This is a genomic window from Methanofastidiosum sp., from assembly GCA_020854815.1.
In the GTDB taxonomy this organism is placed as follows: domain Archaea; phylum Methanobacteriota_B; class Thermococci; order Methanofastidiosales; family Methanofastidiosaceae; genus Methanofastidiosum.
This window is the reverse complement of sequence record JAHKLW010000027.1, coordinates 13174-30405: the sequence shown is the minus strand read 5'-3', so window position 1 is coordinate 30405 and position 17232 is coordinate 13174. Positions and strand designations below refer to the sequence as shown.

The window sequence follows — 17232 nt, the reverse complement described above, 5'->3', positions numbered from 1 at the left end:
TATTAATAAATTAGTTGAAAAGCCAAAGGAATTCATAAGTAATTTAGCACTAGTTGGCGTTTACGTTTTTTCTGCAAGGGTCCACGAAGCTATAAAAGAGGTAAAACCATCTTGGCGTGGGGAACTTGAGATAACAGATGCAATCCAAATTATGATTGGAAAAGGATACAATGTTAAGGCAGAAATTTTGTCCTCTTGGTGGCTAGATACAGGTAAAAAAGACGACATACTTCTGGCAAATGCCACGGTTCTTGATGAAAAATTGTCATACAAACTTGACGGTAATATAGCGGACTCCAAAATTGATGGGAGAGTTGAAATAGCAAAAACTGCTATTATAAAGAATTCGACTATCCGAGGGCCAGTAATTGTAGGTGAGAACTGCTTAATTGAATCCTCATTTATAGGCCCATTCACTAGCATTGGAAACTCATCAAAAGTTTCAAATTCTTCAGTTGAGTATTCCGTTCTTTTAGAAGGGTCTGAAATTTCTAATGTAAAAAGATTGTACGAAAGTCTTATAGGAAGGCATGCGAAAGTTTACAGCAAAAAGGAGGACAAAGGTGTAATCCTACATATAGGAGACTATTCGGAGGTTGAGTTATGAAATTCACCAATCGTCCAATTGATGGTGTTGTGATAAAGGAACTTAAAAAATATGTTGACGATAGAGGCTGGCTTTGCGAGCTATTTAGAGAAGATGAATTAGAAAAAGAGCATTTGCCTGTAATGTCTTATATATCTGTGACTTACCCCGGGATAACTAGAGGCCCGCATGAGCATGAAAATCAGACAGATTATTTCTGTTTTTTGGGGCCTTCAAACTTCAAAGTATGTTTGTGGGACAACAGAAAGAGTTCAAAGACTTATGGCAATATAATGACCAAGTATTTTGGTGAGGACTATCCTGGAATGGTGATAGTGCCACCAGGAGTTGTTCATGGGTACAAGAACACAGGCACAATTCTAGGAACAGTTGTGAATTTCCCAAATAAGCTATTTGCTGGGACAAAAAGGAAAGAAACTGTAGATGAAATCAGGCATGAAAATGACAAAAATTCACCATTTCGGATTGATTGATAATGAAGCTCTTAGTTACTGGTGGATGCGGATTCATAGGTAGTAACTTCATCCATTTTATTTTCGAAAAGACAGACTGGGACATAATAAATGTTGATGCCCTTACATATGCCGGTAACAAAGACAATCTAAAGGATGTTGAAGATAGCAACAGATATACCTTTTTCAAAACGGACATCGTTAACTCATTTGATCTAATTGATGATCTAAGTGGAGTTGACCATGTTGTTCATTTTGCAGCAGAAAGCCATGTTGACCGATCTATTAGAGACCCAGCTCCTTTCATATCGACTAATGTTTTAGGAACTCAAATACTTCTTGAAACATCTAGAAGAATAGGCATTAAAAAATTCATCCACATATCAACTGATGAAGTCTATGGTGCAATTGAGAACAAGCTAGATAAGTTTCATGAGGATACACCAATGGCGCCAAATTCCCCGTATTCTGCATCCAAAGCTAGCGGAGAACTTATAGTAAGTGCTTACCATAAGACCTATGAGTTTCCCTCTATAATAGTAAGGCCATCAAACAACTTTGGTTATTACCAGTTCCCAGAAAAGCTGATGCCACTTGCTATCACTAATCTGATTGAAGACCTTCCAATCCCATTATATGGAAAGGGAGAGAACATACGTGAGTGGCTTTTCGTAGAGGACTGCTGTAGAGGGATATACCACATCTTAATGAATGGTTTAGTTGGCGAAGCTTATAATCTTGGTAGTGGTGTTGAAAAAAGGACAATTGATATTGCGAGATTTATACTAAAGGAAATGGGCAAAGACCAGGACAATTATTTGAAATATGTAAAGGATAGACCGGGACACGATTTCAGGTACTCCTTAGACAGTAGCAAAGTAATGTCTTTGGGATGGCACCCGGAAGTCTCGTTTGACGAAGGAATGAGAAAGACTATCCAATGGTATGAAAATAATCCTCGTTGGTGGAAGCCTCTTAAGAGGAGGGTAGAAGAGCAAACTAAAGGGTACTGGAATTAGATGAAAAATAAAACAGCAATAATAGGTTCAAACGGTCAACTTGGTTCAGATCTTTCCAAGATTTATGGAGAAGACGCTGTAAATTTAACAAGGAAAGAAATAGAAGTTACTGATTTTTCTATGTGCAGAAAAGTATTGGGCAAAATCAATCCAGATGTTGTAATCAATTGTGCCGCATATGTCAAAGTGGACGATGCGGAGATTTATCCTTTAGAAGCATTTAGTGTCAATTCAATCGGTGCAAAGAACATTGCTATGGTATCTGAAGAACTTAATTCCACAAATGTTTACATAAGCACCGACTATGTTTTTGACGGGAGAAAAGGAACTCCATACACTGAAGATGACCTTCCAAATCCTATCAATGTTTATGGTATGAGCAAATATTTGGGGGAATGTTTGACACAATGTTATTCAAGAAAATATTACATCTTTAGAGTATCAAGTCTATTCGGTAAAGCGGGGTCTAGTGGGAAAGGGGGAAACTTTATAGAAACTATGATTTCCACAGCAGAAAGAAACGAAGAAATAAAAGTAGTTGATGATATCTTCATGTCACCTACTTATACAAAAGATGCTGCTTTCCTTATAAAAAGTCTAATTGAAAAGAATCCTGAATTTGGAATTTACCATTTGAATAATAGCGGGCAATGTTCCTGGTATGAATTTGCCACTGAGATCTTTAAGATTATGAATTTAAATCCAGATATACAAAAAATAGATTCAAAGGACTTAGATAGAAAAGCAGAAAGACCAATTTTCTCTGCATTGAATAATCAAAAGCTTCAAAAATTGGGAGTTTGTCCTAAGGATTGGAAAAGTGGACTAATAAGTCATCTTCAGGGGGAAGATTATCTTTGATTTTGAGGGTATTGTTCGAAAGTATTTCTTGCAGCGTGGAAATTATATATGTTTTCTGTTTAAGATTTGTAATATTCGGACTTTTAGTTTTATTATTGGAATTGAGACATTACTCTTCATTTGTTATGAGTATTTCTTATACCGCAAATTTATTCGATGAGGAATTTAAATGAAAGCATTAGTTTTAATATGGAAAAATAGAAAATACAATGAAATTTTGTAGGCGAGATAATGAGTTTAAAGTCAAAATTAAGATATGCTATTCCAAAAGAATTTTTAAATCGAATATTATTAAATTTTCCCTTTTTTTACAAAATATCTTATATAAATTATGAATCTGGATTAAGCCATAATGAACTAAATGATTTATTACTAAATCTTGAAAAAACTCTTTCATTAAAGGGAAATATAATTGAATGTGGTAGTTCACTTTGCGGAACCAGTATTGTAATGGCAAATTATCTTATTCAGGAAAAAAGTGATAAGATCGTTTATGCTTGTGATTCTTTCGAAGGATTTGATAAAAATGAATTAAAAAGAGAAAGAGAAATGAATCTAACTAATCCAGTTGACAATGCATTTACCATAACTTCTTATGAGTATGTAACTAAGAAAATAGAAAAATTAGGTTTAAAGAATATTGTTATTCCTATAAAAGGTTTTTTTGTAAATACACTGCATAGACTTGAATCTGATTATTGTTTTGCATTTATTGATTGTGATTTGGCTGATAGTATTTTTTATAGTGCATCTGCAATTTGGCCAAAGTTGTCCTCAAATGGAATAATGGTATTTCACGATTATAATAATGAGAAATGGAAAGGAGCTACAATTGGGATAGATAAATTTGTTAATTCTTATGAAGATAAAATTAAAGATTATGGGATAACAAATTATGGTTTATTTTATGTTATAAAAAAATGAGGGAATATTATGAAAAAATTTCTAGTTACAGGGGGCGCTGGATTTATAGGAAGTCATCTGGTAGAAGAATTGATAAAAAAAGGAAATGAAATAATCGTTGTGGATAATTTACATAGTGGATCAAAAGATAATATTATTAAATATATTAGTGATATTAATTTTATTGAAAAAGATGCTGGTAGTATTGTCCTAGAAGATATAAAAGGTATAGATGGAATCTTTCATTTAGGCATATATTCTTCTTCACCTATGTACAAAGAAAATCCTTCCTTGGTTGGGAAAGCCATAAATGATTTCATAAATATGTTAAAGCTAAGTCAAGATTTAAACGTAAAAATGGTGTGGGCATCTTCATCTTCTGTTTACAACGGTAATACTACTCCCTGGAAAGAAGATATGAGTATATATGTCAAGGATTATTACACTGAAGCAAGATACGCAATGGAAAGATTAGCTAGTTTACATTATGATTGGCATGAAACTATGTCTATTGGATTGAGATTCTTTTCAGTTTATGGCCCCAATGAAAGGTTTAAAGGAAAATATGCAAATTTAGTTTCTCAGTTTTTATGGGGCATGAAAAATGGTAAATCTCCAATTATATATGGAAATGGAGAGCAACGTCGAGATTTCATTTATGTTGATGATGTTATTTCGGGAATTATATCTGCTTATAAATCAAATATAAAATATGATATTTTAAATATTGGAACTGGTATCTCATATAGTTTAAATGATTTAGTAGAAGTTATTAACGAAAATATCGGATCTTCAATTAAACCAGTTTACGTAGCTAATGAAATAAAAAACTATATACATGTCACACTTGGAGATACAAAAAAATTAGAAGAAAATTTAAATATTAGGCCAAAATTCTCATTGAAATTAGGTATAAAAAAGATATTAGAAAATAGAACTTGAAATCCTATAAATTATTTATACTACAAATGAAATAACTATAAACAAGGTCATTCAAAAGGTAATAAACATGGAAATTATTAAATTCTTATTTTTTTGGTCATTATTTAGTATTTTCTGGATTTATCTTGGATACCCAATATTCTTATTTATTATATCTAAGTTTTTTACTAATAATAGTTACTATGATTCTAATTTTAGTCCTTTTCTTACTATTATCATTCCCACATATAATGAAGAAAAAGTAATTAGAAATAAATTACTAAATTGTTTGGATCTTAAATATAAAAAGAAAAATATCGAAATTATTGTAGTTGATAGCGCATCTAAAGATAATACTAGAAAAATTGTGAATGAAATTTCACATAATAGTACTAGAATAATAATAAAATTAATAGAACAAAAAACAAGGAAAGGTAAAGCATCTGCAGTGAATTTAGGATTAAAAGAATCTAAAGGAGATATTATCCTTATAACTGATGCTAATGCCTACATGGAAAAGAATTCTCTTTCGAATTTGACTAAGCATTTTGCCAATCCCAAAATTGGAGGCGTGGAAGGAAAATACATTTTGAAGAATAGTTTTAATAGCGATATTGGTGCAGGAGAATCCTTTTTTAGAAGGTTGGAGAACTGGATTAGGGAAAAAGAAAGTAGAATAGATTCTGTTTTATGCATGGTAGGAGAGATTTCATGTTTTCGAAAAGACATAATTAATTGTTTAGACGAAAATATTATAGCAGAAGATTTTGATATGTCCATAAGAATTAGAAAAACTGGCTATAAATTATTACATGAGCCTAGTGCCATCATATGGGAATATGCCCCTAATTCTATCCAAGATGAAATAACACAAAAAAAGAGGAGAGTAATAGGAACACTTCAAATAATGATAAAACATTATAGGATGTTATTTAATCCTAAATACGGTCTTTACAGTTTTCTAATTTTGCCATCACATTCTTTTTTACGAGTTTTCAGTCCATTGCTACTTGCATTACTAATAATCACTACCTTTTACTATTACTTCATTTTACATAATCCATGGATAGTTGGATTAATTTTTATTGGAATAATCTTAATTATTACAGAGGTTCTCTATTTAGGACTAAAAAAATTTAATTTTAAGATTAATAATATATTTGTTTCAATTCACTATTTTTTTGTATCACAATTAATTGTATTATATGCATGGCATGATTTTATGAAAAGAAAATACAAAGTCACATGGGACAAAATTGATAGTTCGAGGTAGTAAATTATTTCAAGAGGAAAACAAATGATTAGCGACCAACTTCCATATGTAAGTATTATAGTAGTAAATTATAATGGTAAACATCATATCTCTGAGTTTGTAGAGTCTATAAAAAATCTAAATTATCCTAAATCAAGATTTGAACTTATAATAGCAGATAATGGATCTTCAGATGGATCTTCAAATTTCATTAAAAAAAATTATCCATGGATAAGAACTATACAATTTGAAAAAAATTATGGATTTGCAGAAGGAAACAATTTAACTGTAAAATATGCCAAAGGAGAATACATTGCTTTTATAAATAATGATACAATTGTAGAAAAAAATTGGCTAAGTGAAATGATAAAATATGCAATGATTGAACAAAATGCTATATACAGCAGTATGATGCTTCGTTATGATCATAGAGATATAGTTGTTTTTTGTGGTTCAAAACTATTTGCATGGGGGGTTCCATTTTCTCCACATGTATACAAATTTGATTACCAACTAGACATAAAAGAAAAAATAATTTCTTTTTATGCCGATGGGTGTGGAATGCTATTAAAAAAGGAATTATTTACCGATCTAGGTGGCTTTGATAAAGATTATTTTGCATATGCAGAAGATTATGACTTTAGTTGGAAGGCGTGGCTTTATGGATATAATGTTTATTGTATTCCCTCTTCCAAATTTTATCATAAAATAAGTTCTACTTTTGGTCGACGATCTTCGAGAGGTATACATCTATTATGGAGAAATAATATTACCAACATCCTAAAATATACTGAAGCGAAAAATTTGTTTAAGATAATATTCCTTCACTTAATTTTCTCCCTTAGTGTTTATTTAGCATTATTTATTCCTGAAAGAGAATACATGATGATTTTTGCGATAATAAAATCCTACTTTAGTAATATTAAAAACATAAGAAAAATTTACAGAAAAAGGAAGATTATACAATTAAATCGAACAGTATCGGATTATGAAATCTCAAAAATAGGGATTAAATTTTCATTAAAAGAAAGTATAAAACAAAATCTAAAATTTATTAAAAGAAAAAAAGATTTTGAAAGGGGAAATATGTTTGATAAAAGAAAAAAATATTAGTTATTTCGCATTAATCTATACATTGATATTCTCGATTTTGCTAAACATAATTGATTTTCCAGAGATAATTAAATCTTTAATTGCCCAACCGTCTTTATTATTCATCCCTTACTTATTTGGAAGAACTACCTTATCCCTATTCCGTAAATTAATAAAGATTGGTAAGAATAAAAATTTAATAATTGAAATTTTAATTGAATGGTCGTTTGGGGTAATATGTCTTATATTGCTAGAAGTATTTTTATATACAAATTATTTATTTAACTTAAACTATTATACAGTAATAGTATTAGCAGTATGTGTTCTTTCTTTATTTGTAAAGGATGAATCAAATTATACCTTTATGTTTAATTATAAAGATATCCTAACTATCTCATTATTATCTTTGCTCTTTTCCATTTTTATTTCTTATTTTTGGAAATATCCATATGCCAATGAAAATGATTATATGCAACATTTATTCTTAACAGTAAAGATTATCGAACAAAATAGACCAATTATTTTTCATTCTACTTATCTCCCAACAATGCATACTCTATACGCTTTAGCTATAAAAATATTCAATATTGACATAAAATCTGAGCCGTTGATGATATTTTGGGCTACAAGATTTATTTTATACCCTATCTATGCGATAGGTATGTATATCCTTTCTTTTCAAATTATTAAGAATCGATTTTTATCGATATATGCTACTTTTATTGGGACTTTTCTAGTTCATACATTAGAAAATTTCTTTCTGCCTTGGAGTATTGCACCTAAAAATATAGTATCTATTCTTTTTATCTTTGGAATGTATTATTGTGTAACAGGGTACGAAGGCGTTAAAGAAAAAAATATGAATAAAATGATTATTTACTTGGGCGTTTTATATTCATTCTCATTTTTTTTGTTGTATGTATCCAATATCAAAGGAATTCAAAATTATTTAATTGGTATATACCTACTTCTGTTCATAATTATAGCTTTGGGAAGCTCGTTATTTCTTAATATAAATAAAAAAATGTTTTTTGAAATTTTTATCGTTATAATATTATTAATATTTTTTCATTCAGTAAATGGTTTCTTGGGTGGAATGTTAATATTGCTAACTATTTTTATAATTTCTAATTTTAACGAAATAAATATAAAAAATAAAAAGATATTAGTATTTGTAATTTCTTTATTTTCAGCTGCATCAATTATGTTGTGGTACAAAGGTATCTTATATTATCCCGATGCAAGCATTTTTAACGTTATATCTAGCAATACATATTTATTTGGGCCCGATAAAACCTTGGATTTATTTTTAGGCATATACCCCAAAATACTAATATTATTATTTTTGATCTCATATATCATAATATTTAAAGAAAAAAAAGATATAATATTATTTAGTTACGGAATAACGGCCGTATTATTATTCCTATTTTTTTTCCCCATTTCGACTTCATATCGATTTTTAATGTATGCACATCCATTTTTTATCATTCTGGTAGCTTATGCTATCTATAGAATTTTTTCAACTATTAAGATTAAACCAGTTAAAATATTATTTTTATTCTGTATTATCCTCTTTTCTTTGATAAATCTATATGACAAGAATTTGAATACTCTCCAGAATCCGACAATAAGTAATCTCCAAGATAATTTTGAAATATTTGAAATCGGTAAATTTTTAAAAAATAATTCTGAAGATAATTCAATTGTAATCTGTTCAGAGTGGTATCAAACATATTCATCTAACTATGGATTAACAGATCGAATATTCCTATGGGAAAATGGGAATTTTAGAGAAGACCTTGTAAGAGATATCTATCTTAGTAGTAGTTCTGAGCAAGCATATGCAAGCATTTTAAATTTAATAAAAAATAAAAATTACATTGTAGGATATGTTGATAATAAAGAAGAAGAGGTAAGAAGATTCTATAAATACCCAAGTGAAGTTTATATACTATATGATGATATCCTTGCAAGATATCTAGGAGATTCTAATTCAATAGAAAAATTTTTTGACACTACATACTTTGAATTGGTATACACGAAAAAAAATTTAAATGGAAATAATTTTTATGTATTTAAATTAAAAATTTAGATTGTTTGTTTTTTTCCCTAGATAGATATATATTCACCACAAAGGTTATAATTGTAGTAAATTATTTAGAATAGTATTTATTCAATAATACTTGGGTAGTTATAATAGGTGAATAAATGAATATAATATTCTATGTTTTAGATTCGTTGAGAGTAGACCATTTATCTTGTTATGGTTATGAAAGAGGTACATCACCTAATATTGACAATTTATGCAAAGATGGGATAGTTTTTACAAATGCCTTTGCACAATCTACATGGACAAAGCCATCAGCAGCATCTATGTTAACTTCAATGTATCCAAGCGTACATAAAGTTGAATATATGGATAGTTTTTTTAATTATAATCTATTCCGATTACCTGATTTTCTTAAACTTGTAGGGTATAAAACTTATGCAGTTTCATCAATGGGTCAAGTATCCACACCTATGGGATTTAATAAGAGTTTTGATGTTTTTATAGATTTATACAAAGAAAGTACAACAAATGCAAGATATAAAATAAAGGATAAGAAATTGGAGAATATAATAGGTGATAAGGAAATCTCATTACCTCGTTCTGAAGATATTAATAATCATTTATTTCCTTTTTTTAGCGAACAATCCAAAGATAATTTCTTTTTTATTTGGTCTATTGATACACACGTGCCTTTTTGCCCTCCAGAAGAATTTAGTAAATTTCTAGACCCTTTATACTCTGGCAAAATCGATGGTACTGAAAATAGTATTAAAAATATTCAAACTGAATTAGATAAAAAAAGAATAATTGACTTATATGATAGCGAAATATATTATAATGACTTTCACATAGGAAAATTAATAGAGGAATTAAAAAATAAAAAAATCTACGATGATTCACTTATTATAATCACAGGAGATCACGGAGAGTCATTTAGATTTGAAGATGGGAATATTGGACATGGCCATATTCCTTTTGATGATTTGGTAAGAGTGCCCCTTATAATTAAATTCCCAAAATCGCAATATGGAGGTCAAGTAATTAGTGAAATAATTCAACATATAGATATTATGCCAACAATTCTTAATTTTTTAGGCATAGATTACAAAGATTATGAGTTTATTCAAGGAAAAAATATTCTAGACATAACAAAGAATAAGAGTCAAATTAATTTAGTAACATATTCTGAAACAAGACAATATCGATTAAAGGATACGTATTATTCAGTAAGGTCCTGTAATATGAAATATATATTAAAAGAAAATGAATCCAGTTTCTTTTCTAACATTAAGGAGCTGGACCTAAATGTTATAATAAAAATCCTCAGGAATCCCATTTATTTTTTCAAAAGAAAATATTCAGTAGAGAAAGAAATGTTATTTGACTTAGAACGAGATTCGTTTGAAAAAGTAAATCGATTTTTAAATTATGATAACCCAGAAAAAATTGATGAATTTAAAAAATTACTCAATATCTATATAAGTAACAATGAAATGTTAGCAAACAAACTACAAGAAATGAACGAAGACGCCTTAATGCAGAAGGTAAATATAGACAAATATATGAAAAATCAACTTAAAATACTTGGGTATTTATAATAGGTGAATATCGTTTAAGGTGTTTTAATGTCTGCGCCGAAAAGAAAAGGAGAAGTCAACAAGAAAAACTATTCAATTAACGTAATGCGAAATAAGTTATTCCAGTAATCAAGATTAGAAACGTTCTATCTAGAATATCTGAGAATTGCTTTCACAAAATATGTGGTAGAGTTAAAAGACTTGAGAGGGAAAATATGAAGCTGGAAAAGATGGCTAGCTGAAAGCTACCCTACAGCGATCTAACATTTCTAGAAGAAGTGACACGATGTTAAAGGAAGCAATGATTAATTTGCTTTATGTAAGAGAGCGACAATTGTATAAAGCAAGACTATTTAAAAGGAAGAAGATATTTACAAACATAAGCACTAATACTGAAGAATTATGCAAGCATATATCATGAAGAAACCTATATATGGTACTTGATTCCAAGTGATTTGGTGGTAGTAATATGTGGGAATATATATGGCTCTTTTTTATATGTACCCCTCTTTTTCTTCTTCCAACAAATTATCATAATATTTCGATTAAAACAAAAATTGTGTTTTTTGCCGTCTTTTACATACTATTATATTCTAATATGGGCTATGCAATGCAATTTTTGAGAATACGAATTAATATTTTTTCAGTTTTGGTTGCAATTGGAATAATTGATTCATTATTATTTTTTTATCTTATCAAAAATAATAAGATTAAAAATATTAGAAACTGGAACCTTAAGAAATATAAAAATATTTCAAAAACGGATATAGTATTAACAATATTAGTATTTTTAAGTTTTTTTTTATATTACTATAATCAATCGAAATTCTTTTCTTTTCTAGGTTGGGACTCTTGGTATTGGTTTAGTGGACTAAATTATATTGGGGATAATGGTTTCTTATTCCATGAACTTAGTTCAAAGGGGGCGAGTATTTTACAATGGTATCCCGATGGATTTCATTATCTTTGGGGAATTACGTTTCTTCCATTTCCATCTATGCTTTCCTATAACGCCGTTAAAATTATTATCCCTATCTTTGGGGCATTAACCGTACTTGGGCTTTGGGAATATTTTAGTGACAATAAGAATTATTTACTTATAGCTTCAATTATCTACTATATTTCTATGCCACATTTGATTTATCGATTTTCAATGTTTTTACCTGAACCAATTGGAATCTTCATGATAGTATTCACGTGTTTAGTTCTGAAGAAATATGAATTTAATAATAATGTAATTATGAGTATGGGAATAGTACTAGGACTTTTTACTAACATTTATCACTCTACAGGTTTAATCATATTTTTTATTCTAGGAATAATTGTTTTCCTGTTCAAATCAGATAACTCAATTAAATATTTATTTTTTTATTTATTAGGATCTATATTTTTTTTAATTCCATACATTCTAGATCCAAAAGGATTTCTAGAATATAATGCTCATATTGTTGAAGTTAAACAAAATCCAAAGTTATGGAATAATTGGATAAAAGAGGGTGGGATAATTTTTTATAGAAATCACCCTCCAAAATATACACCCGCAAGCACCCCTTTGATTGGATTTCCATTAAGTTTAACTTATTTATCTTTATTCTTTAAGGATAAATTAATTAACAAATCTATTTTATTTTCTTTATTTCTTATGGTTTTTACTCTTATATTATATATGTCATATTATTTTTATGAAACAAGTTTTGCTAGTAGAGCAGTTGTCTTTTTTAGTATTTCCTCAGCTCTTTTATTTCCTAGTTTTGTAAAATTATTAGAAGAAATATTTAATAAACATTTTAAGAACAAATATAAAAAAATAATTTTTATTTTTTTAATTCTTCTTACAATTAATAGAGTATTAATCGTTTCTTTTGAGTATCCTAATTTAACAACTAGGTATATTACAGAAGAATCAAAAATGTTATTGTGGATGGATGATAATCTACCTTTAAAATCCACAGTGATAATTGAAATTGAACAAGATTTTTATATCCGTGATACCCGAGGTTTGGGGACAGATGTCGGCCACGTTACACGTATTCTATATCCCCGTAAGATTATATTTAGAAAAGGTGATTATAACATAAAAAATCCTACATATCATCTTTTTTATGATAAATTGTATATAGAAAAGGATTTGATTCATCGTGAGAATGATTTGGTATTAGTTGAAGAAGATAAAAAATGAGATCATATTTTCTGGCCCTAAAAATACTGTAGATGTTAAAATACCAATCAAAGTAAATCCAGTATGAGATACTCTTTTATTAAAGACATCATCAATCGTTTTACTTGCTCTTTATTCCATATATAATCCATTGAATTTGAGCAAAACTAATTTTGATTTATTTTATAATGCCAAACGGCTATCAGCTAGCCAAATTGAATATAATAAGAACTCTTATAAACACTGCAACATAATCCAAGGAACAGGATTTCAAGTGCCATATATTTCATTTTTTTTGTAATGCGAAGCCTGTAGCAGGAGAGGAATAAAAAAATGAGAACAAGCTCAACAGATAAAGAGGTAAAAACCATCAGGGAGCAATGAAAACATGAAATGCAAATAAAATCAATAAATGGAAAAGCTGATAAGATTTAATGATTATCTATTTCTTTAAAGTAATTACTATTAAACCTCCCCTCATTCTTTCTGGTAAAATAAACAAAAATTTTTTATAAATTTTATAAATATTCTTAAGAAATAATTTATCAGAACTAAATCCTGCTTCAGAATAATAAGTATATAACTCTATAATCTCAAAATATTTTTTACTAATTTTTAATATTCTTGAGAAATCATTAAATTTGTAATACACATCAAAATTTTCTCTTTCAGAAAACTTATAATAATATAACTTGACACTATCCACTATTTTTTGAGGTAGTAAGTTTGCCAAAAAGAAAATTGGATGATACTTATTGGGCGTAAAAATAATCGTATGCCCATTTTTCTTTAAAATTCTATGAAATTCCGATATCATTAATTCAGGTGTATCTAGATGTTCTGCAACCATCTCACACACAATTATATCTATTAAATTTTCTCTAAATGGTAGTTTGTATAAATTCCCACAAACAGGAAAATCAAGATTTTTGTTATCAAAAGGATCTAAATCCAAGCCAATCTTTAAATAATTGTCAAAATTATTTATCTTTTTCCAAATACTAAAATTACCAGAACCACAACCTGCATCTAATAAAATTCCATTCTTTCTAATAATTTTACTTAAACTTTCAAGATATTTTTCTATTCTTTCTTGTTCCATTATATGGTCCACCTTTATTCTTAAGATTATTCAATACAAAAATACATGCAATTACAAAACACAAAACAAAAAATACATTCAGTATCAAAACAACACTAATTAAATTTTGATGGAAAAAATAAATACCTATAGTCTGTAATAATGGGGCTAAGCATATAGGCTTCAAAAATTTAAAGTCTTCAACTGCTATTAAATAGAAAATCAAAACTGAAGTCAATCCTAAAAAACTTAATGCTATAGAAAAATAAGGAATTAATAAAGCGCCTTCAACATAGCTTACTCCAAATAATAATTTAGCTATCAATTCATCAAACAAAAAACAACAAACAACAAAAGATATGGATAGTAAAAATAAAGTAAGAACACTCATTTTCAATAATCTCAACGAAACTTTACTATTATTTTTTAATTCAGAAACTTTGGGGAAAAGAGAAGCAGATAATCCTGCGCCTAAAAAGAATATGATCTTACCTATGTTTGACATAGCACTGTAAATCCCGGCCTCATATGAAGAAAATAAATGTTTAACTAAAATTATATCTATATTTTGCATAAAAGTTAGAATGCCCGTTGCTAGTAAAACTAGATAGGCATACTTATAAATTCCAGTAAAGCTAAATATTTCGTTTCCGCTTCTCTCTTTAAAAAGAAACAGGAGAGGAAATAAAACAACAAGTAAAGGTACTAGATATCCAAAACTAAAGGCCAATATTGCACCATTTAATCCAAATCCTAAAGTGATTAATATCACCCCAAATACCAGCTTGAAGAACGTTTCTGAAACATTAATAACTGAAAGCCAGTTGAATTTTTGAAGCCCTTGTAAAATTCCTCTAAATATCGGAGAAGTAAAAGTAAAAAAAAGAGTTATTCCTAAAATTATAATTGGAATTGGATTTGACATTTTCAAAAACATTGCAAATGGGATACTGAAGATGGCCATAAGTACAAATCCAACAAAACCTACTTTGCTCAATTTCTTAAATGCAGATATCATCAAGTGTTTGATCTTAGAATACTTTCCCTTCACTTTATATTCTGAAGTATATCTCGAGACAACAGTCTGTACAGTCCCTACAGGTATGGTCAAAATCATAAAAAATGCAAATAGGCTTCCAAAGACACCATAATCTTCGGGGCCAAGCGCTCTTGCAACATATATCTGGAATAGGTACCCAAAGAATCGTGCAATCACCATAGATACAGTCATTATCAATCCATGTTTTATTAGCCCAGATTCGTCGAATTTAAACTGCATCTATTTCATATCCTCACAGATTTGTTTTAAGATGTCTAATTATAATAAATAGGTATATGGCATATCTTAAATATATTTGTATAAATCAATAATTTTATAAACACTCCAATAACACTCTTAATAGAGTGTCATGGACAAAGTTACAATCAAGATCCCAAAGGAGCTTTATGAGAATCTTCAGAATATGATAGAAGATACTGGATTTTCAAGCGTCACAGAGTTCATTGTTTTTGTCATGCGAAGCCTTGCAGCCGGGGGCAACATAAAAACTGAAGACAGGCTCACTGAAGATGAGGTCAAAGCAATAAGGGAACGATTGAAAAAACTTGGGTATTTGTAAAGGGGATATTATGGATCATTTAGATATTCTAGAAAGTCAGAGTATTTACATAATAAGGGAGGCCTACAAGCAGTACAAAGACATTGCTGCTTTATGGAGCATTGGAAAGGATTCAACAACCTTGATGTATTTGATAAGAAAGGCGTTCTACGGAAGGGTGCCATTTCCTGTAATACACATTGATACAGGATACAAATTCAAAGAAATCTATGAGTTCAGGGATTACCTCTCAAAAGAATGGAACTTCAAAGTTATAGTTGCAAAAAACCAGGAAGCCTTAGACTCAGGCGTTGGCCCAAACTCTGGAGACAAGCTGACGTGCTGCACCAAGCTAAAGACCGAGGCATTGAAACAAGCGATTGACAAACACAAGTTCAAGGCACTATTGCTTGGCATAAGGCGAGATGAACACGGCATCAGGGCAAAGGAAAGAGTCTTTTCTCCAAGGAACAGGTACTTTGAATGGGATTACAAGAATCAGCCACCTGAGCTATGGGACCAGTTCAAGACAAAAAAGGAGCAGGACGAACACTTAAGGATCCACCCGCTTCTACACTGGACTGAGTTTGACATATGGTCCTACGTTCAGAGGGAAAAAATACCAGTTGTAAGCCTATACTTTGCTAAAAACGGCAAGCGCTACAGGAGTATCGGATGTGAAACATGCTGTGAGCCTGTTGAATCAGATGCCGATACTATAGATAAGATTGTCCAGGAATTAAAAACTACAAAGGTCTCTGAGAGGAGCGGCAGGGCGCAGGACAAAGAGAGCGCTTACGTGATGCAGAAGCTCAGAGCCTTGGGGTATATGTGATATTATGTTAGAAATAAGTTTTTTAATTTTGATTGTTTTAATAGCATTTGTTGCAGAATATATAGACTCTACCTTAGGTGGAGGTTATGGAACTTTATTAACGCCACTTCTCCTATTATTTGGATTTTCAGCTGTGGCAGTCGTCCCTGCTATCTTACTATCAGAACTATTCACCGGCGCATTTGCCGCATTCATGCACCACAGAGTCGGCAATGTCTCTTTTAATTTTGAAAATGACAAAGAAAGTGAAATCGTGAAAAGGCTTGGGAAGCTTGGTTACATGCCAAAATCAATAGATTCTAAGATAGCGATAGTCCTAGCTTTATGCAGCACAATCGGCGGTATACTCGCTGTTTTTATTGCCGTTAATATATCTAAATTACTACTAAACTCTTTCATAGGGCTAATAGTCCTTTTGATGGGCATACTGATACTGGTAAAACGGAAAAGCGGAACAAAATTCTCATGGAAAAAAATTGTCGGCCTTGGGGCACTAGCTTCATTTAACAAGAGCTTATCAGGTGGAGGGTACGGCCCCCTTGTGACATCTGGCCAGATCCTATCTGGCGTCAATACAAAGAGCTCCATAGCAATAACATCCTTTGCAGAAAGCTTTACCTGCATTGTAGGACTAATAACATACCTTGCCCTTGGGAAAACAATCAACTGGTCAATAGCACCGTTTCTTATGGCAGGTGCGCTAATGTCTGTTCCTTTTTCTGCATATTCAGTTAAAAGGATGAAAACTGACAAGTTCACCCTGATTGTGGGGATAGCTATTGTAATACTTGGTTCGACAACACTGATAAAGGCATTAATTTAG

At 30.1% G+C, this 17232-nt stretch carries 16 protein-coding genes; 14 read left to right on the top strand and 2 right to left on the bottom strand.

Going from position 1 to position 17232, the window contains the following annotated elements; genetic code table 11:
* The 11 genes from KO464_03335 to KO464_03285 all read left to right on the top strand — a co-directional run.
* Window positions 1-607: glucose-1-phosphate thymidylyltransferase (locus KO464_03335; GenBank protein ID MCC7572403.1), on the top strand; the 607-nt coding region annotated here is incomplete at its 5' end.
* Entirely contained in the window at window positions 604-1080 is a 477-nt protein-coding gene (locus KO464_03330) for a dTDP-4-dehydrorhamnose 3,5-epimerase family protein (GenBank protein MCC7572402.1), read from the top strand. The genes KO464_03335 and KO464_03330, both read left to right, overlap by 4 nt.
* Window positions 1081-1082: 2 nt before the next feature.
* Window positions 1083-2078 carry a dTDP-glucose 4,6-dehydratase gene (gene rfbB / locus KO464_03325; protein MCC7572401.1) on the top strand — a complete coding sequence of 332 codons (996 nt, stop codon included), beginning with the start codon at window positions 1083-1085 and terminating at the stop codon, window positions 2076-2078.
* Entirely contained in the window at window positions 2079-2939 is an 861-nt protein-coding gene (gene rfbD / locus KO464_03320; protein MCC7572400.1) for a dTDP-4-dehydrorhamnose reductase, read from the top strand.
* Window positions 2940-3170: 231 nt separating this feature from the next.
* The gene (locus KO464_03315; GenBank protein MCC7572399.1) at window positions 3171-3863 is read left to right on the top strand and encodes a class I SAM-dependent methyltransferase; all 693 of its coding nucleotides are present in this window, start codon (window positions 3171-3173) and stop codon (window positions 3861-3863) included.
* Between the two features lie 9 nt (window positions 3864-3872).
* On the top strand, window positions 3873-4784 hold the full coding sequence (locus KO464_03310) for an NAD-dependent epimerase/dehydratase family protein (GenBank protein ID MCC7572398.1): 912 nt from the start codon (window positions 3873-3875) through the stop codon (window positions 4782-4784).
* A 67-nt stretch (window positions 4785-4851) separates the two neighbouring features.
* Window positions 4852-6036, top strand: a complete 1185-nt coding sequence (locus tag KO464_03305) for a glycosyltransferase (protein MCC7572397.1) — start codon at window positions 4852-4854, stop codon at window positions 6034-6036.
* 24 nt (window positions 6037-6060) lie between these two features.
* On the top strand, window positions 6061-7128 hold the full coding sequence (locus tag KO464_03300; protein ID MCC7572396.1) for a glycosyltransferase: 1068 nt from the start codon (window positions 6061-6063) through the stop codon (window positions 7126-7128).
* 838 nt (window positions 7129-7966) lie between these two features.
* Window positions 7967-9202 (top strand): hypothetical protein, encoded by a 1236-nt coding sequence (locus KO464_03295; GenBank protein ID MCC7572395.1) that lies wholly within the window; start codon window positions 7967-7969, stop codon window positions 9200-9202.
* Window positions 9203-9318: 116 nt separating this feature from the next.
* Window positions 9319-10758 (top strand): sulfatase, encoded by a 1440-nt coding sequence (locus KO464_03290; protein MCC7572394.1) that lies wholly within the window; start codon window positions 9319-9321, stop codon window positions 10756-10758.
* A 448-nt stretch (window positions 10759-11206) separates the two neighbouring features.
* Window positions 11207-12916, top strand: a complete 1710-nt coding sequence (locus KO464_03285; GenBank protein ID MCC7572393.1) for a hypothetical protein — start codon at window positions 11207-11209, stop codon at window positions 12914-12916.
* 421 nt (window positions 12917-13337) lie between these two features.
* Here the strand turns inward: KO464_03285 and KO464_03280 are convergent, their stop codons facing one another.
* Window positions 13338-13997, bottom strand: a complete 660-nt coding sequence (locus KO464_03280; GenBank protein MCC7572392.1) for a class I SAM-dependent methyltransferase — start codon at window positions 13995-13997, stop codon at window positions 13338-13340.
* Window positions 13966-15255, bottom strand: a complete 1290-nt coding sequence (locus KO464_03275) for an oligosaccharide flippase family protein (protein MCC7572391.1) — start codon at window positions 15253-15255, stop codon at window positions 13966-13968. Before KO464_03275 ends, KO464_03280 begins: the two co-directional genes overlap by 32 nt.
* 130 nt (window positions 15256-15385) lie before the next feature.
* Here KO464_03275 and KO464_03270 point away from each other — a divergent pair, with 130 nt between their 5' ends.
* The 3 genes from KO464_03270 to KO464_03260 are packed head-to-tail and all read left to right on the top strand — an operon-like array spanning window position 15386 to window position 17232.
* A complete protein-coding gene (locus KO464_03270) occupies window positions 15386-15595 on the top strand; it encodes a ribbon-helix-helix domain-containing protein (protein MCC7572390.1) in 210 nt (69 codons plus the stop codon).
* 10 nt (window positions 15596-15605) lie between these two features.
* A complete protein-coding gene (locus KO464_03265) occupies window positions 15606-16409 on the top strand; it encodes a sulfate adenylyltransferase subunit 2 (protein ID MCC7572389.1) in 804 nt (267 codons plus the stop codon).
* Between the two features lie 4 nt (window positions 16410-16413).
* The gene (locus KO464_03260) at window positions 16414-17232 is read left to right on the top strand and encodes a sulfite exporter TauE/SafE family protein (GenBank protein MCC7572388.1); all 819 of its coding nucleotides are present in this window, start codon (window positions 16414-16416) and stop codon (window positions 17230-17232) included.